We start from the raw sequence: 20,970 nt of genomic DNA, 5'->3' as shown, positions 1-20,970 counted from the left end.
CATACTGCCATTAGTACACACTATTAACTATTTGTAAAGTTTTTTTATGATAGCAGGATCAATATTAACATCGGTAAAATGACCCATCATACTATCAAACTCTTCCTTCTTTTTAACAGACATCTTATCTCGTATAGCACAATATTCATCTGTATCAAGCTTATCTTTTAGGTATTTGAAGGCTTGAATGGAATTCCATGGCTCCCCATCATAGTCACGTCCATGCCAATAACTAAGATTCTGAAGAGCGTAACTGAATATCAATAGCTTCTCTTTCCAGGAAATCTTGTTCTGAAAAAAATTTAATAAATTATCGACTTTGTTTTTATATTTTAAGCTGTCCACAGCATCTAAGTAACATGCACAGTGAGCAAAGACTTGCTTATACATCTCAATTATTTCATTATGATTAAGTTTATATTCACATTTCCTCAGCAAGCCTTCAATCTCCTCAGCTTGAATTACATCAACCTCAGCCTTAACATATTTATAATGTTCTCTTTTTATTTCACTTGCGGTTAAATCAGACTCTGGCTCATCACCAGAACTATAATTTCCAGCAGGTAAGAGTTTTCTCTCTAATTTTCTCTTACGAGAACCAGAAGAAATCACACCAGGAGATTCAAGCTCGGACTCTGGCTCATCACCAGAACGACCATGTCTAATAGAAAGACTAGAATCTTCAGCTTCTACTATCACTATAGACCGTCTTCGATGATCACCGGAACCATCATCTCTAGGAGGTGAAGTTGGTTTTTCTAACTCAGAGAATAACTCTTCTGCAAATAGACCATAATCTACATTTACTTTCTTGCCTTTCCTACCACATAATCTAAGATTTCTTGTTATTAATTCTTCAAAGAACTCAAACTTTTCAGGAAAGCAATCTTTAGCAAATAACATTACATCTAATATTTCTTTTTTCTCTACTTCTTTTTCCTCATCAGACTTATAAATGTCTTCTCGTTTCCAGTTAATTATTAACCCTGCAAGCATGTCCTGTATAGGAACTATACAATTAGAAATATTAACAGAAATCTTTCTGTATTCAATAAAGCAGTCACATTTCCAAATCTTCATAATAAGAGATCTAGCTTGAGTACTTGACTCAGGATTTTTCAACATCACATTTGAAAGTGAGTAAAGAAGGAGGTCATACTCATCCTGTGAAAATGTTTTCTCTGAACTATCTCCACGCGCTGAAGCTTCTTTGTAACACCAGCACTGTACTAAATCATGTACTGTATCAAAAAAACACGAATCTATTAATTCAGCAAAAAGGGAATATACTCCTTTATCTTTCTGTGATAATTTCTGTAAAATAGTATCTTTATTACCCACATTCCTTATACAAAAATCTAAAATAGGAGCGTCTTTCTCAACAGATTGAACGCGAGATAGAGCAAGAATAGCTTCTGTAAGTTTCTTTTCCTTATCTTCTTCTTTTAAATGATTATAAAAATACTCTACTCCTTCGCTCCATTCAAGTTTTACAGCACTGTCAAAACCTTCTACTGCATCATACTTCTTTAATTTCCCAGATCCTCTATCGATCCAGAAATCAAATACAGGACCATTTCTCTTTATAGTATCTAGCAGGGAGTCTCGTACGTATTTGTCAATTTCAGTTTCAGTTTTGCCATCAAATTTACCAGGAGGAAATTTGCTCTTGAGAAATTCAAATCTTTTTTGAAAGAGTGGAAGAATTTTATCCACTACACAGTAACTACAAGCCATCTCATATTTGCGAAGTGGATTATCTATTCCACCTATTTTTTCTTCAGTAAATCTTTGACCTAAAACAGCATTATTTAACCTTGTACCTGACCAGCAACCTTCATCTTGGAATACATTGTGCAAAAACTTCAACTTATCACCCTTAAAGTATTTTATGTGCTCCATAAAGTTATCTTGAAGGACTCCCACCCATCTCTTGATAGCTGACTTCCTCCCAGCAGCAATCTCATGATCTGTATGTTTAATAGCTTCCTGTAATTTTTTGGACATCGTAGCCCGAAGCTCTTTCTGTGTTAGCATTAACTCCTCATATTAAGGATTAACAGTGTTATGTAAAAAAGGCATTGTACAGACATTAGAATGGATTGCAATATTAAAATTACTAGAATAGAGGGTTTAACAAAAAAAACGTTATGGCTAAAACTTCTTTTCTTGAATTTTCTCAATATAATCAACAGAAAACCCTGTTATTTTAGCAATAACATCAATAGAAACACCCGCCTTGAGTTAATTTTAGACTGCTATTTTAGCCTATTTTTCACCCTCTTTCCTGCTTTTTTCGTGTCCGATTCGGATGGCTTCTTTATTTATGAGCTATATTAGCTGTGGTATTACGTAGATGAATCTACTGGCCTCCCTCAAGCTGAAATAAAGCAACTTCAGAAAGAAATAGTTTTAGTCTGGCACCCTTGTTTCCACTGATTGATTACTTATTGTTATACCGCTTAAATAATGCCCAGGTTCATCATTTTGTTGTTGTAATCTTGCCATTTGTTGTTGTAATACTGCCATGCTATCCTGAGTACTTAAAGTATCCGGATGATCAGGACCTAAAACATCTGATCCCTTTTGAGCATTAAGTACTTCCTGATATATTTCAAGAGCCTTACTTTTATTACCTAGCTTGCTAAGCATTTCTGCCATATTATAAAGAATATCTAAAACAAATGGATGACCAGGACCTAATTTTTTTTTCGCGATCTTAAATGCTTTCTGAATGATTTGGAGATTATCCGAAGCTAAATCCTTCTTCTCTTTTTTACCCTCTTCAGTATAAGCAAAAAATTCATTAAGCGATGCACACTTACTTCCTAAGTTTCTCATCTTCTCTATGAAAACTTTTTTAATACCAGGACTTCCCACAGATTGAGCAAATCCCGCACTATTTTCATACAACCTAAATAACTCTTTTTCCTCCAAGCTTATTTTTTCAACCTCTTCCAGCACAACACGTAGGGAAGAATCTATCTCAGAAGATACAGCATGATTGAGAACATATCTAAGTAACTCTAATAACCCTTCTTTTTCAAAGTTTCGCTTTTTAACTTCTTTAAACAAATCATGTAGGACAGAGTCTATCTCAGAATGTACAGCAAGATTGAAAGCACATTTAAACAACTTTAATAACTCTTCTTCCTGGCTTAGTTGTCTCAATATATCATTTAACAGGTCTGACTTCTCAAAAGCTATAGCATGCTTGAAGACACTTTGAAATATCTTGAACTTCATATTTTCATATTCTGATAGCACATCAAACAGTTTTTTCATACACATTTTTTTGTTAAAAGAAATAGCATGCTTGAGGCCGTATTCAAGCACCTCTCGAATTTTGTCCTCACTTTTATTACAGAAACCTTCCAAGTATTCCTTTTTTACAATAGCAAACTTATTGCTAGATATAGAATGAACAAGAGCAAACATAAATATCTTGTCGGTCTTGACGTTAAGTTTGCTTACATCTTGCAAGAATGTACTCACCTTCTCAGTCTTCCTCATATTTATAATGCAATTAAGAACAGTCGCAAGCCTAACCTCTACGCCATCCTCATCGCCATTCTCAATTGACTTTGCAACTTCGCTCAATAGAACCTCCTTAGAGAGTGTAAAATCATGCTTACCTTCATTTTTAGCACCTGCTCCATCATAACGATAAAGTTCAGTGAGAGCATCTATAATAATACTAACCTTCTTATCATCATTATATCTTTTAAATATCCAACGTATACAAGGTGAAGCATCCCAAACGGTATCGCCTTCTCCTCTTTTATTATGCCAAGCACAACAGTATATAAGGCCTTCTGTTAGCATAGCAAGCCTTTCCTTTTCAGAAAGAACCTGACTAGCTTTATCTAATATGAAACTCATTCTGATAAAATTATCATCTGGGTAGTTAAAATCTCCATCAATAGCCCACTTAAAAACAGCATAGTCTTCATTTTTACTGTGAAGCCTCAATACTTGTTTCCATTCGCCAAATTCACTGAGAATATCATCATCTTGACTGAATCCCTCGATAATCCTCTTTTCAATACACTTTAAAATTTCTTCACACCGTTTCTTAGGTAAAGTATCAACGTCTACAATTTCAGATATAGAAGCGACGTAACTTCCTTCACTACCTATACCACTTGACATACTGGAAAAACTAGATGAAGATTTTTCTCTCGTCGAGCGACGTATAGAAATAGTAGAAGAGTTTAAACTACTTATGCTTCTTGAACTTCTTGACTGACTCTGTTTAAATTTTTCAGAATGAACAGCACCCAGAGATTTCAGATATCCTTCTAACTCGATTCCGGCTTCTGAACCTTGCAAGACTAAACGGTCTAAAGTATTATAACCTTCGCGATCTACCAAATTTATATCGCATTCTTGCCTACCTTTTACCAAAAGATCGACCATTTTTTTAGCCACTTCAATATCAACACTCATAACTGCATGGTACAGAGGGATATAACCAGATACATCCCTATTATAAGCTATAGAAGAACCACCTTTTTCTTTTAAAAGAACTCTCAATATCTCAACACTTCCACTACCAGCAGCATAGTGAATAGGAGAACGACCTTCATACTCAATACTAAGATTGGCCTTTTTTTTCAATAAGAGTTCAACAAGCTTAACGTCACCTCTTTCAATAGCAAAAAAAAGAGCTGTTTTTCCCTCAAATTTACTATTAACAATATCCGGATATCTATCTAAAAAAAACTTTACAATATCTGTCTTTCCAAAAGAAACAAATTCAAAAAGGAGCTTTATTATATCTACTTTTTCCATAATGTCTCTTGCAGGATCACTTCTTACCTCACCTATAGAGGCAGATTTGCCAAGCCCAATTAACCTTTTAACTATTTGTACTCCTTGATCTTTTCGTTTAGCAAGTATGCTAAGAAAATCAGTGGCAATAATTTTTCTTCCATGCGTATCTAACTCTTGAAATCTATCCAAAATTTTGTCTAACAACCTATTACTAGCATACGAAAGAGGACTTAGACCATTATTATCCTCAATTCTCAAAGTTTCAAGATTGCTTTTAATAATTCCGACTACCATACAAACATTATTATACTTAATAGCATAATGCAAAATAGTTTCACCATTACTGTAACGATGATGTAAGTCCACCCCATGTTTTTTTAAATTTTTGAGCAAATTAAATATCTCGTCTTGTTCTTTTTCTTTATCAGCTATCAAGTGCAATAAAGCTTTGCGTTCATTGTTTTCACGATAGAAGGATTCCACCTCAAGCTTGATCGCCTCGAGAACCCTATGCAACTTTCTTTCTCTGTATGCAACGCACACAAAATGTTCACCATTTTTTTTATCTGCTACTTTGAGAATTCTTGGAAGATCTCGCTTGTAAAAGAGTAACAAGGGTTCTAAAAAGCAATCAAGTCTTTTTTCTCTTAAAATATAACATAAAAAGTCCACTTCGTTGTCATACCCTTCGCTGTAAAAATCTGAACAAGCATCTGAATATTTACCATTTTCAAGATTGGACTTTATAGAACTTACTATACACGCTTTCATGATACAGATCTCAAAAAACACATACTGCCATTAGTACACACTATTAACTATTTGTAAAGTTTTTTTATGATAGCAGGATCAATATTAACATCGGTAAAATGACCCATCATACTATCAAACTCTTCCTTCTTTTTAACAGACATCTTATCTCGTATAGCACAATATTCATCTGTATCAAGCTTATCTTTTAGGTATTTGAAGGCTTGAATGGAATTCCATGGCTCCCCATCATAGTCACGTCCATGCCAATAACTAAGATTCTGAAGAGCGTAACTGAATATCAATAGCTTCTCTTTCCAGGAAATCTTGTTCTGAAAAAAATTTAATAAATTATCGACTTTGTTTTTATATTTTAAGCTGTCCACAGCATCTAAGTAACATGCACAGTGAGCAAAGACTTGCTTATACATCTCAATTATTTCATTATGATTAAGTTTATATTCACATTTCCTCAGCAAGCCTTCAATCTCCTCAGCTTGAATTACATCAACCTCAGCCTTAACATATTTATAATGTTCTCTTTTTATTTCACTTGCGGTTAAAGTTGCTTTTCGATTATTTTCTTCTTTTATACGTTTATTTTTACTATTGAAATTTTTATCGTAGAAATTAACACAAGGCAACTCAAAACTGAGCTTCTTAAGATCTATTTGCTTTACAACATTTTTCGAAAACTTATTTGGAAAATTGCCATTTAAAATTTTTGTTTGAAGATTAAGTAAAATTTTGTTTGCAGAATTTTTATCTTGAGGATCAGTAATAATGGTTAAGAGATCGCTCTTACAAATGTAATCAAATATGCTCAGACCTTGAGAGTCTGTTTCTTCCTCAATTAGATGTTTATAACCTTGAGGTGTAGAAGAGAGCACTTTTTCTGTTAAAAGTTTAAAAATTTCTTTTTTTGTATTATTCTCTGCAGTGCCTAAAATTGTAAAAATCAGCGAGTTATGCCCTCCATGTAGCGTATTGCGTAAAGGATCAGCATTGTGTTTCAATAAGTACTTCACCTCCTTTATAAGTCCTTTATAGCAAGCAAACATTAAAGGTGTAACTTGTTGTTGAATGGAAGAATATTTCTTATTTTTTAAAAAATAACATGGCAAATCAACCTCTTCTTCGTTTACTTCGCCTTTATTGAATTCAGTTTGAAGTTTTGGGAAAAGCACTTGTTTATGCAATTTGATTAAATAAATCTCATCACAATCATCGAAGTCGAAAATTTTCTTCATACTGCTTAATGGAACTGTGTCTTTCGTTATCTTCAATAGTTCATATCCCTTATTAGCAGCCACTTTTTCCTCATATGAAAGATCATTATCAGTTGGATGTAAATAAACGATATTGATGTCAAATACGTAAGAACCACCGTAGTCAATGAGCAGCTGCTCACCTTCTTTAATATTTTTTAGCACTTGAATAGCCCTACCATCATTGCTTTCTGCAAAATAACAGTTACAAGAAAAGCTTGAATGATTTAAGAAACGTGTCCAGTTAAAAATACACGTTGCGTCTAATTGTTGATTTTTATTCATAATCATCAAAAATTTTCTATCAACAACTTCACCAGACTTAACATTTTTCCCTTTGTAATAACCAATAACATCACCTTTTTTAATATACTGCCGAGCGTACACGCCAAGGTTGTACTTACCCTCAATCGCAGCAACTTCTGCAATCCTAAGTTTAATCGGGTTATTGCTTTCTTCTTTTTTATCCTTTAAATACTGACACTCACCTTTACCTTGCTGCCTACTTACATATTTCAGGAACTTTTTTTCTTCTCCTTTTTCAAAGGGGATACTAACACTAAACTTCATCTGACAAAACTTATTATAAAAAAGTTATTTTAATAGCTTAAGGAGAAATATAATACAAAAAAAGGAAGTGATTACCAATTTTTGTTATTGGAGAGAATATAACGAGTTTCTCAAAAAAAGAGGAAATGTTTTTCATTTTGTTAATCAAGCCATAGAAAATTGGTATGAAAATAGTCCAAAAGTTGCAGGTGGCAATAACACTTATAGTGATAAAGTTGTAATTTTAATACACATATCTTTTTAGAATTGGCTTGAGACAAGCTGTAGGTTTTGTAAAATAGGCAAAAAACTTAAGATTATCAGCTATACACAAGCTTCCAGAAGATTTAAAAAGCTTAATTTGAAGATTGATGACCATAGAAGCAATAAAGACGATCTGGAAAATGTTGAAATTGCCGTAGATAGCACTAGAGTTAGTATCTACAATAATAACGGTGGGCATAGTAAGCTTAATATTCGAAAAAGAAAATACAGTGGTTATGGTCAAGTAAGAAAATTACATGTTGTTTTAAACATAAATGATAAGAAAGCAATAAGCATGAACTACACTAGTGGTGTTGCTGTAGACTATTTGCCGGTCTGCGATATGTTAGAAGAAGTCAGTGATAAATATAACATTTGTTCTATTCGAGCAGATGCGGCTTATGATATAAAAAGTGTGTATAAAGAATGCAGAAAATACAATATTGTGCCTATTATTCGCCCTAGGAAGGATACTAAAATTTGTTTAGCTGACTACTTATCAGAAAGAAACAAGTATATTAGTAGAATTAGGTCATATGAGAATTATGAAGATGGTATTAATGAATGGAAGAAAAAAGTTAAGTATGGAGCACGGTCTTATATTGAAGTCTTTTTCTATAGGTTGAAGCAAATATTTGGGTTTGGCTTGAAAAATAAATCAGAGGTAAATCGTGAAAAAGAGCTGTTAATTAAGTGCTACTTATTGAACAAATTTACTGATATAGGTATGGCTAAATTTAAATTAGCTGCGTAAATTCACTGTGATTTACATGCCTATCAGTGCTATGCAGAAGTGCAGGTGTGTATAGTGCATCAGATACGTAACTCACTGAAGTATGTAGCTAGTAAAGATGCAAAGAGTTTTTTGAGTGATTTAAAGAAGGTGTATCAAGCTTCAAGTAAGGAAATTGCCGAGAATTATCTGTTGGAATTAGATGAAAAATGGGGCACAAAGTACCCTATGGTTATAAAATCTTGGCAGAATAATTGGGAAAACCTATCTGGTTATTTTAAGTATTCCGACCCAGTTAGGAGGATAATCTATACTACTAATCCCATAGAGGGGCTACATAGGCAAATTAGGAAATTCACCAAAACCAAGGGCTCATTTACTAGCATAAATGCCTTGTATAAACAGGTATATTGTGCTATAAAGAAAGCGGAGGAGAAATGGACTATGCCTGTACATGATTGGGCATTGACTATATCTCAGCTCGACATTTTCTTTCCCAACAGATTGAAAATTGAGTTGAGCTAAAAATGCGGTTTGACACAGTTTATTTAATACTCTCGGTAATGAGCCAGAGCCCGAGCTTGAATTTCCTGGTGTGATTTCTTCTGGTTCTCGTAAGAGGAAAAGGGCCTTTACGCTGAGTGTTAATTAAGTAGTTCACCCATTGGTGTAAGTGATTTTTCTCGTTGTAGCAAATAGGGAGATGTTTTGTGTCTTTAATTAGAAGTTTAGTTGATGGAAATCTTGAAGCTTTTAGACAAGAATTTGAATCTTTTTTAGATCGTTGTTCATCTTTCTCGCATCATGTGGGTTCAGGTCGTTTCCTTCCTGTATTCTTTTTTAGTATGTTTGCTACTGCACATGATGCTAATATCTTAAAAGCAAATGAGAGAGTGTATTTTCGTTTTGATAATCATGGTATTGATACAGGTGGTAGAAATAGAAATACAGGGAACCTAAAAGTCGCTGTTTATCGTGACGGACAGCAAGTTGTCAGATGTTACAGTATTTCTGATCGTCCTAATAGTGATGGGTTAAGGTTCAGTACAAGGGAGAGAAATGCTCTAGTGCAAGAGATTAGACAGCAAAATCCAAATTTAAGGAAAAAAGACTTAATTTTTGAGCAATACAAAGTATACATGCATGGAAAGGGCAAGAGTCAGGGAAAGGCAATTGCAAAAGTATTCGGGGTGATTAGTGAAAGAGATAGATTTGCTAAATATTCAGCGTCTGAGGTTAGCCTTCTGAGGCATATAGAACGTAATAGGCTTAGGGAGATTAATGTGCGTGTGCCACGCAGTGTGTTGACAGTTAAGGAAATAGCAGGAATACAACTTAATCAAAATCAGCTCAGACAACTTGATAGATCAGTCAATTTTGCACAGGTAGTACAAAGTCAACAAGGGACTGACAACTTTATGGAAATACTAGCAAACAACCAAAAACAAAATGTAGAACGTAGAATGCGCGAGGAAGTTTTGCCATACATCACTCACATCTATGGTAATTACAGACAAGCGCTAAAAAATAATATTAAAAATCGCAATCAAAAATTTGAGAGTCACGGGTTTTTATTAGGTTTTTTAGTAAATTTTAGTCATCGCTACAAAATAGATATCGACCTTGAATTGTCTATTGGAAATTCACACGTTGCTTTTCTTGTACATCATCAAGCAGAGAGAAAAAATATTTTTATTTTTAATATTACTAGATGTAAGGCACCGTCAGATGTTGCATTAAACCGTGCCATAGGCTACGCTGAAAGGTTATACGATTCTTCATTTATACCTACATCAAAGCATACTGTTTGTGTTGGATTGAATTTTAATGTAAATCTAGATCCTTTTAGTGTTGATACAGTAGAACTTCAACAGGATAAATTTCCTTTAGTACAAAGATTATTTGAGTGTGTAGAGAATGAAGGCATTAGAGAAAATGTTAGAGATTTCTTACTTGAACATCTTCCTGCTGAAATACCAAGAAATGCAGAGAATTATAATAGAATATTTGATTGCATAATTGGGTTCGCTTCTGGAAATAGTGTTTTTGATAGGCACCATTTACAACTCGAAGGGGGAGGGGAAGCACCTGTAACAAAGTATACATTTAGACATGGTGATGAGGGTTTAAGATGTTTAACTATGGTCTTTCATGCTGAAGGTTCTGATATAGTTATACTTCATATTAGAGCTCACGATGCACGACAACAAGGAGCAATCAATTTACAAGATCTTAATATGAATGGGAATAATGTTCATGTATGGGAAGTTTCATACACACTTAATAATCAACTTTACTTTAATATTCATACAGGTAACCTTGGTTTATATCACAATTACCAAAATAATAATGCAAATAATTTTATTGGTGGTAATCTTGTGAAAGTCCCTAATGCTGGAAATGTGTATAATGCCTTAGATCAAGTTTTAAATGATGGCTGGCGAGATAAAGCTCAGTATCAAGAATTACTTAGAAACATTTCTGCAGTATTAATGCCAGAAAATATGAATGGTAATGCAATAATAGATGTAGATAGCGAGGACAAGTTTCGGTCTATATTGTATGGTGTGTTTTATAATTGTGACGATATTTGTAAAGTAGTTTCTAGGTACAAGATAAGTCAAATATGTATTTCCGATATAAGAATGGTAGGAAAAATAGTGGAGCGAGTAAATACAAGAGTTGCAGAGCATAGATTAGATCTCCTAGTATCAAGGCAACCTACAGAGAATGATTCAGATGTTCACTCAATTGGATTTATATTAGGATTTGCTAATGATCAAAGCGTAGTAGCACAACAGAAAAGTAATGCAAAACAGAAGATACGTAAATTTACGAATGAAGTGAAAGAACGTAGGTTACTTTCTACTTGTGGAAGTATGATTTTATCTTATGCTGTATTTAATAGAGGTGCACAGGGAGCAGAGGACCTTATATTTTCACATAGAAATAAACTTGACTCCAGTCGTGCTTCAGGACCCGGTGGAAGGACAGAAAGAATTGTAAGGCTAGAAGATGATATTTTACCCCTAGTAAATCTGCATATTCAAGATAATATAATGGGTCTTAATTCGATAGAAAATGTGCATGATATACTCACACTAGACTTTGCAACAGATAATCGTTACTATCATTATTGGCTTCAAGAAAGGGATATACGTTCTGCTGCAAGGACAACACTATATAACTTACAGCCTGTTCTGCATAATAATGTGCTCTTTGCCACACTACCTATAGGGTGGGTAAATGATCATTTGCAAAAGTTGCAAAATCATATTAGCAATAAAGAAATGCAAAACAATGAAATATTGATATCAAATTTGATTGTTAATATAGATGGCAGCCATTGGGCTACATTAACTATTGCCTTTCAAAATAGGAAGTATTATGGGTATTATGCTAGTTCAATTGGTGGTAACGTTCCGGATAAGCTAAACAATCTTATAGTAAATGGTGCTCCTGTTCCAGTCCATAATGTTCTTGCTGACCAGCAAGACAATGCGTTAGTACAGCAGAGAGATGGCCATAATTGCGGTATCTGGGCATTAGAAAACGCCAGAGATATTAGTCAAGCTTTACAACGAAATGGTGATCTTGGAGAACAAGGTAGAGGTGTGTTAGATGAAATGCGTGATCTTCTTACGTTAAATGTTCCAGGCCTGGATAATATAGTTGATCCAGACAATCTTAGAAATGGACAATACTTTCAAGAGCGGAGAAGAGCAATCTCAAGAGAATTTCAAAACATTGATAATATTCACCAATTTCCTGAGGAGGAGCATTTACTCAATAGAAGGGTTGTTATATCATGTCAAAGGCTAAATGAAATTCGTCAATTACTATTAAGTTTTTTAGAGCGCCAATATCCAACGCATGGGGTATGGCACCAGCAACCACAAGGAGGGAAAGGACCACCTATGTCACTTACTGTTAGTGATATAGGCAATTTTGGTAACCCACAATCTACCTTAGAAGATCCTAAAGCTAGTAATATCTCTGATCTTAGCAAAGGTAAAAGTGGCAGGCAGAGGTAACCGGTTGTGAAGGGAGTGTAAAAAAAACTTACATATCAAGTTATTTGAAGGAAAATCTTAAATGAGCAGCCGTTAACTTTACAGTATATAGTGTTAATAAATTTAAATAATATAACCATTTCCGGCGCTCAAAATCAGCAGTGTGAGAAGAGTTTGTTTTGGAATGAATTGGTCTACCATGTGATACATACGAACTTTTTATTATAGTGATTTTACTATACGCTAAAACTACCCACATTAGCTTACTTCAGCTAAATTCATATATGAACTAATCTGCCTAATTTTGTTGCAATAATTTTATGCTTTGATTTTTACAACCCTATTTTTAGACAGCTTGTTCTCACAAATGTACGTACTTTTTGCGTTTTCATAAAAAAGTAAATAATCGAATCCTGTGTAACGCTAATTCTATGGTATTTTGCTAAAATATTTTTTGAAACAATGGATTGACTTATGAGTAGAGTTGGCTATCTTACAGTTAATTAACATTAAGATATACTTATAATGGTTTATAAAAGCTCCTGGATCTTTTGTAAAAGACTTAATGATTATTGTACAGTCTTAGCAGAAGGCACAGTAGTATTTTCTAAGCAAAATAACAAACAAGTTCACACATAATTATTTTCTGCTGTTTAGAAATACTATAGTAGCCTTACAAACGCGAATTCTGGATTAGATCTTAGGTAAATTATTGAAAATCTTGACTCTTTTAACTAAGTCCGATCAAATTTAAAAATGGCAGTTTATTGCATGCCTCATACGGCTAAGCCACTGAAATTCTTGGATTTTACTAAATTGACTGGTAGCTTTAAGATACCTGCTGCTTAAATTTAGGTGCCCATTAATTTTTCTATCGTAAATGTTTAAATTATAAGCTATTGATATTCTTGCTCTTTTTTCATCCTTAATCCAGAATTCGGGTGTATAGCATTTTTTCCTGCTAATAAAAGTATACAAAACTTTAGCACTGCGATTAGTCATCTACTAAATAATTGTACTGAATAAAAAATAGTAGCTTGACTTTTAAATTTATCACTACATTATGTAAATTAATTTTACAGTATGGAGGTTATATGGAAGCAAATATGCAGCCACAAGAGTCAACTAAGGAAGAAATAAAAAAGTATGAGGATATAACAGAAGCTTCGTTGTCTCTTGGATCAACTAGTTACAAGGGCACAGTTGAGCAAAGCGCTAGCTAAAATATGGTACATGAGTAAGGTTTCATTTATGCAAATCTTACTCATGTGGAAATTTTACTTTTTAAGTGAGGTACAGTATTAGTATTATGGTATTTTTAATTATTAATCCTAATTTTCAATATAGGCTAGAGTATTTTGGTTCTTTACTTAGAAATAAGAAAACAGGTCAAGTTTATAAATTAGGTAAAATAAATACATTAGTTTTACTAATCTATCAAGTTTCAAGGTATCAGGATATAATACAAAGTGGTTATAAAAGTTTCAGTAAAGATTTCGGTATTAGTTGTACTCAATTTAACGAAGCTGTTGAGGATCTTGTATCACAAGGCATCATTGTGCCTACTAATAACCGCCCTATAAGCCTACTGGAGGATGTACCTAAAATAAAAAAGCATTTTGAAGAAAATTCTCCAAAAAAAATATAATTAAGCCTTTCTGGTCACACCTTCAACCTTTTACTAGATGCAATCAAAAATGTATTCATTGCTATTGTAAGGGTGGTACTAAGGCAGATCCATTCCTTCTGAGCATTGAACAATGGAAATGTATTATAGAAAGGTTAGGAGGTTATGGGATTTTTGATATTTATATAACAGGTGGGGAAAATTTAATGTTCCCACAATTTTTTGAGCTAGCTTCAATTATTCTATCAAAGAATTTAGGCTTTGGGTTAAGTACAAATGCAAGTATTATTACTTCAACAGTAGTATCAAAATTACGGGAACTTAATATAAAAAAAATACAAGTTTCCTTAGATGGTACTACATCTAAAACTTATGAGTTTATTAGAGGAGCAAGTCTTGGATCATTCAATAGGAGTGTATTAAAGGGAATAAGAAAGCTGACAGAAATTGCTGAAGTTGTGATAAATACTGTAGTTAACAAGCTAAACTTTCCAGAACTAAAAGATATTATTACAATAGGTCAAAGTTTTGGGGTAAAAAAATTTAAATTTTTTCCTCAGAAAAATTGTGGTAGGTCTAAGGGATATTCTGACATAATTTTAAGTGATAGAGAAATAATTGATGTATTAATACCAGAATGTGAAAGACTTGCAAAACAATACTCCACAAAAATAGAAACTATTGGTAGTGGAAATTGTGGCTCCGGTATATCAGGATTCGCAATTGAACAAAAAGGAGACATTTATCCGTGTATATTTGGAGTCAGTGATAAAACTCAATGTATGGGTAATATACTAAGTGATTCTTTAGATGATGTATGGTTTAATTCTGTAAAGTTAGATAAATTTAGAAAACTTGACGAAGGTAGGTTATGCCATAGGTGTGAAACTCCAATGAGTCTATTTGGTTAATATTAATGGACAGGGAAGTAATAATTTATTCTCCACAGTTATTTGATGCACATTTTAAGCAACGTGTAGTAACAGGTAGGTGTTTATCATTAAGTACATATCTTAAGTCTTTAGGCTATAATACTACTTTATTAGATTCCAATTATAAAATTAGCAAACAAGTAGATCTCTTAGCTTATTTATCAAATAACTCACTAAAGTTTTACTTTATACTTGTATTTCTTAACAAAACTGATGCTTATGGTATAGTTTTAAAAAAAGTAGCTGATGAGTTAAGATTAATAAAATTAAGTTATAAAGTTGTAATAATAGGTTTCGGTTATCTAGCAGCAAGTGCTTCTGAGGAACTGATGGAGTATGAAGCTGTTGACCTTGTTGTGACTAAGATATCAATACTTTCTTTTATACAGTATGATAGTTATGTACAAACACTTGCAGAAAATGTTCAAGCCAATATTGATAAGTTTTATCAGATTAGAGGTCTACAAAATAGCATCAAATTTTATGAAAATAGTATTATTTCTATAGAAGGTAGTAGTGGATGTAATGCTCGGTGCACTTTTTGTGCATATAATGAAGATGTAGGTCATGGTTGGTATGGGCGTAATGTAACTGAAGCTGCAAAGGATATTCATTACTTGTATGAAGTACATAATATTACAAGATTTGCTTTCAGTGATAATGAATTTGGTGGCAATTTATATGAGTGTAGCTATAGAGCTAAAATTCTAGCAGATCATCTAAATGATATTCGCGACAAAATATCAATAGCACTCAATATTAGGTCCGAAGTATTAGATGCAGATTCCATTTTAAATTTCTCAAATGCTGGTGTAAAAACTTTTTTGATTGGAATAGAATCCTTCAATGAAAGAACATTAAAAAAAATTTTTGGAAAGTTAGTTGATCAGGCTCATTTACATAAAGTTATTAAAGAATGTGATAAAAATAATATAAAAACTGTAACAAGTTATATACTGTGGCATCCATGGCAAACTATTGAAAGTATAAAGTTCGAGCTTGATAAAATTGAGAAATTTGGTAGGTATCGAATTCCCCAATTTTTAACTAATAGCATATTGAAGGTAATGCCAGGAACCCCTATCGAGCTAAAAATTAAACGAGATAATCTTTTAAAAAAGTCATTCTTTCACAGAAGTTTTGAATTTCAAGACAATAACACAAAAGTTTTATATAACTTACTTAAAACTTGGTATGAAGAAAACGTATATCCTACTTTAAGGCAGCTAAATGATGAAAATAAAGGTGATATACGGCAAATAGCTGAGTTAAAAATAAAAGAATTTGAATGGCTAAAACAACAACTTATTTAACATGATATCTCAAACTATTAACCCTAAACAGTTATATAATTTAATTAATGAATTATATGTACATATTGATAACGAAGATACCTTTATAGCTAATTTTACGTCTTTATGCAATAATGGATATAAAGTTATTGGCAAATACGTAGATAATGATCTTATTGCTATTTTAGCGTATAGATTACTCTATAAGTTTGCGTTTGGAAAATATGTTTATGTCGATGATTTAGTAACTCTACCTGAGTATCGATCAAGAGGCTACGGGCACCAGCTAATTGAATGGCTCAAAGAAGAAAGTAAAAGAATTGGTTACCATCAAATTCACCTCGATGTAAGTATGAGTAATCATTTGGGTTCGAAATTTTATTTAAATAATGGCTTTCAAGCTAAAGCATATCACCTGTCATGTAAAGTTTAATAGTATTAAATTATGGTAAAAACAAATCGCTTGATTAGTAATACTAACTATATTAACTTAGTTATTGCTGACTTTATTTCCAGTTTAGGTGACTGGATGGTAATACCTATTATTGGCTCATTATTCTTTTATGATATTGGTTTATCATCACAAATGCTTGCTATTGTTGAAATTATTATTGCAGCTCCAAGCGTTTTTTTTGGATCAATTATAGGAGTATCTGTAGATAATAAAAATCCAATACCTATTTTGATTTATTCTGATATTTCTCGAGCAGTTTTATCAATTATTTTATATTTTTTAGCTTATCATTACGAAATAGTTTTGTTATTACTCTTTTTGGAGGGAATATGCCGTTGTTTTTTCTTACCTTCTAGGCAAATAGCCTTAAAAGTACTAGTTCTTAATGATCTATTACCAAAAGCATCAGGTTTTTTGCATACTTCAAGTCAACTTGCAAAAATTATTGGTCCAGCATTTGGTGGTTTGTTGATCTTGTATTGCAATATAAAATTTTTGTTTATTATCAATGCCTTAACTTTTCTAGCATCTGCATGCTTTATCAAAGCTATTAGTCTACCTATGAAAATTACAGAAACAAAATTGTCTAACAATAAGATTAGTAAATTGACTTTTATATATAAGAAACTAATAAATGTTGCCAGTACAATTAAAAACAATAAGCTTTTAAGAATTGTTATTATTAATAGTGCATTAAGGTTTGCCATAATATTTATATTCGATCTTTATATAATAGTTTTCAACAAATTTATGAATTTTAGTGCATCAATATATGCAATAGCAATAAGTGCTATAGGAATGGGCAGTGTTGTTGGTGCAGTAGTAGTTACTACTTACATTACGCGCTTTAGATACATACTGTTGATTTCTGCAGGGCAAACTCTTGGTGGATTATTATTATTCCTTTTAGGTTCATTAGCTTTTTATCATATAAATTTGTCTGTGTATTTTTATGTATTAATATGGTTTTTATTTGGAATAACGGGGGCGCTGATTAATGTACCATATGCTAGTCTATTACAGACAGAAGTTGACCAAAGTATAATAGGCTCAGTTTCTGCCTTTAGCGAATCTATTCAAAACTTTTTCATGATTATTTCTCCTTTGGTTGGTGCATTGCTAATCAGTTTTATTACAATTGATATAATGTTTTTATTAGTTGGCTTATTATTAGTGTTACTTGGACTATCATTAATAATGAATAATCAAAGATTGTTGCTAAGTAATTTTTTTTAATGTTAGTGCAGAACAGATCTTTTATGCTACCCTATAACCGATACAGGGAAAGTTTAGGGTTCTGTCGCATCTATAAATTGTATTAAATAAGAGTCTGATATTAGTTTTCAATTCTTCTATCAGTTAATTCATTCCCGTCAGATTAAGTTGTGTTTAGCACAATCTGTTCCACTGTTCTTCATCTAAAATTTCCACACCCAATTCCATTGCTTTTTTATATTTTGAACCTGGATCTTCTCCTGCAATTAAATAGTCAGTTTTAGTAGAAAGGCTTGAACTGATCTTTGCCCCTAAAACTTTAGCTCTTACTTTTGCCTCCCCTCTGCTCATAGCACGTAGCTTACCAGTAAACACTATAATTTTGTTATTCAAAAAAGAATCGCTAGAGTTGGAGCTCACGGGAAGAATTTGCAGATATGCAGTAAGATCATTTAACATTTTAATGTTACGTTCCTGAGAAAAAAACGATTTTAAAGATTCAGCTACTTTTTCTCCTATACCATCTATACCTACCAACTCAACATCATTTGATGACATCGAATTATACCAGTTATCATAAGATACATAATAATTTGCGAGCAATTCTGCTGCAACTTGGCCGATAAATCTGATACCCAAAGAAAATATGAACCTATCTAGAGTGATTACTCTTCTGTTTTGTATAGCACTTAATAGATTAGCTATTGACTTCTCGCCCCAACCATGATGCTCTTTTAAGGAAAACTCTTTTAATCTTTCCTCTAAAATAAAAATGTCTGGAATTTGTCTTATTAGGCTAAGATCATAAAAAAACTTTATTTGTTTTTCACCAAGGCCAACAATGTCAAATGCATCTTTTGACACAAAATGTTTTAGTTTTTCTACTATTTGAGCCTTGCAATTAAATTCTTCAGGACATCTTACTGCCACTCCTTCAATCTGCACTTTACTACCACATTCAGGACATATGTCAGGAAAAACAAATTCAGGCATATTTGTATGACGAGAACCTTCATCTACTTTGACAATTTGAGGAATTACATCTCCAGCTCTTTTAATTGTTACAACATCTCCTTCTCTTATATCTTTACGTTTTATCTCATCTTGGTTATGTAGACTTGCTCTGCTAACTAGCACTCCGCCAATATTAACTGGTACCAAATCTGCAACTGGAGTTAAAACCCCCGTTCTACCCACCTGTATAAATATTTTATTTAACTTTGTCTTCGCATAAATCGCAGAAAACTTATATGCAAGCGCTGAGCGTGGCGCTTTGTGTGTACTTCCCAGACGACTTTGTAGCACCAAATCATTCACTTTATAGACTATCCCATCGATATCATAATCCAAGTTATAACGACAATCATAGATCTCGTTATAGAACTTTAGCATTCCATTCAAACTACTTGTTAAGGAACGATGCTCATTTACGCAAAAACCAAGTTTCTCAAGTTTTTCTAGTATCTCACTTTGACTTTTCTCTATTCCACCAATTAAAGAATAAGCAAAATATCTAAGAGGCCTTTTTGCTGTAATGTTCGCATTCAATTGCTTTAAAGAACCAGCAGCTGCATTTCGAGGATTAGCGAATTCATTATTTTCATTTAACTTTAAAAAGTCGCTGTTACTGATATATATTTCACCCCTTACTTCTAGTCTTCCTTGCACATCTTGTAAAAACTTAGGAAAGCCTTTTATTGTTGCAACATTGTGAGTTACATCCTCTCCTACAAAACCGTCACCTCGAGTTGCAGCTTTAACAAATTTCCCATCTTCATAAATTGCAGAAAATGACAATCCATCAATTTTTGGCTCACATAATATCTCTATTTCATCTGCAATTAAAAATCTCTTTATTTTAGACAAAAATTTTTCTACACCTTGTTCATCATAAGCATTCTCAAGAGAAAGCATAGGTTCTTGATGTTCCACCTTAGAAAATCTCTCATCAGGCGGAGCACCAACACTATCTTGTGTTGCATAAGCTTCTGGCTCTATTGCAGCTAACTTTTTTTTCAGTTCATCATATTCAGCATCACTTATCTCTGGCTTACTTTTTTGATAATATAAGATATTATGATAATTAATTTGATTTTGCAGTTTTTCTCTCATCTTTTCCAAGTCAGTCATGATACCAATATAATGCTCTTTGCCGTCAAGTCATGAATTTTTTCAAAAGGTACTATAAATTTATACTACTGCCCTGAAAAGCAATACTAATATTAATATAATTTTTATACTTGTATATTAATGTTAGTATAGTTTTTAAATTAAGGAGTACATTATGAAAGAATACAATTACAAAAATTGGAACGATCAACCAAGTTACGACACACAGAATACAGTATGGAAAGTACACAGGAACCAGCCACAAAATTCAGAAGGTCAATTGAGTTCTGAAACTTTAGCATATGGTGTGAGTGGTAAATTAGGAGAATGGTTGGGCATAGATAAAGCAGCAAAAAAAGCAGCAGAACAAGTAATATCTAAAATGGGTAACGATTTAAAACTAGAAGCTAGAAAAGCAGCTCAAGATGAAGTAAAAAAAATAGAAGGAAAAATGCTAACTTTAGCTGAAGAGAAAGCTAACAAAATAGCTACCGAAAAAGCTAATCAAATAGAAAAAAAAATATCGACTTCAATTGATAAAACAGTAAAGTCAGTAGAAGCAAATGCTGAAAAAGCAGCAAAAAATGCAGCTGAAAAAGCAGTGAAAAAAGTAGGACCAGAAGTTGCAGATTTGCTAAAGCCAGAAATAAAAACTCAGGTAGAAGAAGAAGTAAAAAAATATACTGAAGAAAAGATTGAAAGCCTTATCAAACCTGAGATCACAAGCAAAATAGGTGATTTTCTCACTGAACAAAGTGAAGAATCAAGCAAATTTCTAGAATATGAAATGAATAAGTTAATCGAAAATGCACATAGGGATTTGGATACAAGAATAGACAAGATTGAATGCGAACTCATAGAAGCAAAATCTGAGGTTTTAAAAACTGCTGCAAATAGTTTCAATGAGAGTGCAGAATTATTGTCTCTTATGGCAAAAAATGAAACATGTGCAAACCAAGATTTAGTGTATTTTTAGTTATAACAGGGT

General features: G+C 32.8%; 14 protein-coding genes and 1 pseudogene. 11 read left to right on the top strand and 4 right to left on the bottom strand.

The features are described 5' to 3' along the window. Positions 1-27: 27 nt before the first annotated feature. From ABWU35_RS01975 to ABWU35_RS01965, 3 genes are all read right to left on the bottom strand, one after another. Positions 28-2,037: a cytoplasmic incompatibility factor CifA gene (locus ABWU35_RS01975; RefSeq protein ID WP_319803706.1), complete on the bottom strand. Its 2,010-nt coding sequence runs from the start codon at positions 2,035-2,037 to the stop codon at positions 28-30. A 375-nt stretch (positions 2,038-2,412) separates the two neighbouring features. Then, positions 2,413-5,547: an ankyrin repeat domain-containing protein gene (locus tag ABWU35_RS01970; protein WP_353276033.1), complete on the bottom strand. Its 3,135-nt coding sequence runs from the start codon at positions 5,545-5,547 to the stop codon at positions 2,413-2,415. Positions 5,548-5,594: 47 nt separating this feature from the next. Next, positions 5,595-7,364, bottom strand: a complete 1,770-nt coding sequence (locus ABWU35_RS01965; protein WP_353276031.1) for an SET domain-containing protein — start codon at positions 7,362-7,364, stop codon at positions 5,595-5,597. A gap of 67 nt (positions 7,365-7,431) precedes the next feature. Between ABWU35_RS01965 and ABWU35_RS01960 the strand changes: the two genes are divergently transcribed. From ABWU35_RS01960 to ABWU35_RS01915, 10 genes and pseudogenes are all read left to right on the top strand, one after another. Continuing rightward, positions 7,432-7,608 carry a hypothetical protein gene (locus tag ABWU35_RS01960; protein WP_230609065.1) on the top strand — a complete coding sequence of 59 codons (177 nt, stop codon included), beginning with the start codon at positions 7,432-7,434 and terminating at the stop codon, positions 7,606-7,608. Between the two features lie 96 nt (positions 7,609-7,704). Continuing rightward, positions 7,705-8,361, top strand: coding sequence for a transposase (locus tag ABWU35_RS01955; RefSeq protein ID WP_230609067.1), 657 nt, complete (start codon positions 7,705-7,707; stop codon positions 8,359-8,361). 33 nt (positions 8,362-8,394) lie between these two features. Continuing rightward, positions 8,395-8,865, top strand: a pseudogene (locus ABWU35_RS01950) (transposase); the annotation flags it as partial. A gap of 185 nt (positions 8,866-9,050) precedes the next feature. Continuing rightward, a complete protein-coding gene (locus ABWU35_RS01945; RefSeq protein WP_230609069.1) occupies positions 9,051-12,374 on the top strand; it encodes a cytoplasmic incompatibility factor CifB in 3,324 nt (1,107 codons plus the stop codon). Positions 12,375-13,447: 1,073 nt separating this feature from the next. Further along, positions 13,448-13,576: a hypothetical protein gene (locus ABWU35_RS01940; RefSeq protein WP_019236598.1), complete on the top strand. Its 129-nt coding sequence runs from the start codon at positions 13,448-13,450 to the stop codon at positions 13,574-13,576. Between the two features lie 86 nt (positions 13,577-13,662). After that, entirely contained in the window at positions 13,663-14,001 is a 339-nt protein-coding gene (locus tag ABWU35_RS01935; RefSeq protein ID WP_019236599.1) for a hypothetical protein, read from the top strand. Then, positions 13,998-14,891, top strand: a complete 894-nt coding sequence (locus ABWU35_RS01930; RefSeq protein ID WP_319803185.1) for a radical SAM/SPASM domain-containing protein — start codon at positions 13,998-14,000, stop codon at positions 14,889-14,891. The genes ABWU35_RS01935 and ABWU35_RS01930 overlap by 4 nt, the downstream gene beginning before the upstream one ends. 5 nt (positions 14,892-14,896) lie before the next feature. Then, positions 14,897-16,225, top strand: coding sequence for a B12-binding domain-containing radical SAM protein (locus ABWU35_RS01925; protein WP_230609079.1), 1,329 nt, complete (start codon positions 14,897-14,899; stop codon positions 16,223-16,225). 1 nt (position 16,226) lies between these two features. Next, positions 16,227-16,637 (top strand): GNAT family N-acetyltransferase, encoded by a 411-nt coding sequence (locus ABWU35_RS01920; RefSeq protein WP_007301907.1) that lies wholly within the window; start codon positions 16,227-16,229, stop codon positions 16,635-16,637. A gap of 12 nt (positions 16,638-16,649) precedes the next feature. Beyond that, a complete protein-coding gene (locus ABWU35_RS01915; RefSeq protein WP_012481840.1) occupies positions 16,650-17,894 on the top strand; it encodes an MFS transporter in 1,245 nt (414 codons plus the stop codon). A 153-nt stretch (positions 17,895-18,047) separates the two neighbouring features. On the opposite strand, the gene ligA is transcribed toward ABWU35_RS01915, so the two are convergent. Further along, on the bottom strand, positions 18,048-20,003 hold the full coding sequence (ligA, locus tag ABWU35_RS01910; RefSeq protein ID WP_264684971.1) for an NAD-dependent DNA ligase LigA: 1,956 nt from the start codon (positions 20,001-20,003) through the stop codon (positions 18,048-18,050). 154 nt (positions 20,004-20,157) lie between these two features. Here ligA and ABWU35_RS01905 point away from each other — a divergent pair, with 154 nt between their 5' ends. After that, the gene (locus ABWU35_RS01905) at positions 20,158-20,958 is read left to right on the top strand and encodes a hypothetical protein (protein WP_264684970.1); all 801 of its coding nucleotides are present in this window, start codon (positions 20,158-20,160) and stop codon (positions 20,956-20,958) included. The last annotated feature ends 12 nt before the right edge of the window (positions 20,959-20,970 follow it).

The sequence above is a fragment of the Wolbachia endosymbiont (group B) of Xylocampa areola genome, from assembly GCF_964028205.1.
In the GTDB taxonomy this organism is placed as follows: Bacteria; Pseudomonadota; Alphaproteobacteria; order Rickettsiales; family Anaplasmataceae; genus Wolbachia.
Note: the sequence above shows the minus strand (reverse complement) of the source record. Positions and strands in the feature narration are given on the sequence as shown.

Excerpts from the sequence above, each read along its gene's own strand:
- ABWU35_RS01935 (WP_019236599.1), top strand. The coding sequence starts at position 13,663 with ATGGTATTTTTAATTATTAATCCTAATTTTCAATATAGGCTAGAGTAT.
- ABWU35_RS01970 (WP_353276033.1), bottom strand. The coding sequence starts at position 5,547 with ATGAAAGCGTGTATAGTAAGTTCTATAAAGTCCAATCTTGAAAATGGT.
- ABWU35_RS01965 (WP_353276031.1), bottom strand. The coding sequence starts at position 7,364 with ATGAAGTTTAGTGTTAGTATCCCCTTTGAAAAAGGAGAAGAAAAAAAG.
- ABWU35_RS01975 (WP_319803706.1), bottom strand. The coding sequence starts at position 2,037 with ATGCTAACACAGAAAGAGCTTCGGGCTACGATGTCCAAAAAATTACAG.
- ABWU35_RS01940 (WP_019236598.1), top strand. The coding sequence starts at position 13,448 with ATGGAAGCAAATATGCAGCCACAAGAGTCAACTAAGGAAGAAATAAAA.
- ABWU35_RS01925 (WP_230609079.1), top strand. The coding sequence starts at position 14,897 with ATGGACAGGGAAGTAATAATTTATTCTCCACAGTTATTTGATGCACAT.
- ligA (WP_264684971.1), bottom strand. The coding sequence starts at position 20,003 with ATGACTGACTTGGAAAAGATGAGAGAAAAACTGCAAAATCAAATTAAT.
- ABWU35_RS01915 (WP_012481840.1), top strand. The coding sequence starts at position 16,650 with ATGGTAAAAACAAATCGCTTGATTAGTAATACTAACTATATTAACTTA.
- ABWU35_RS01905 (WP_264684970.1), top strand. The coding sequence starts at position 20,158 with ATGAAAGAATACAATTACAAAAATTGGAACGATCAACCAAGTTACGAC.
- ABWU35_RS01920 (WP_007301907.1), top strand. The coding sequence starts at position 16,227 with ATGATATCTCAAACTATTAACCCTAAACAGTTATATAATTTAATTAAT.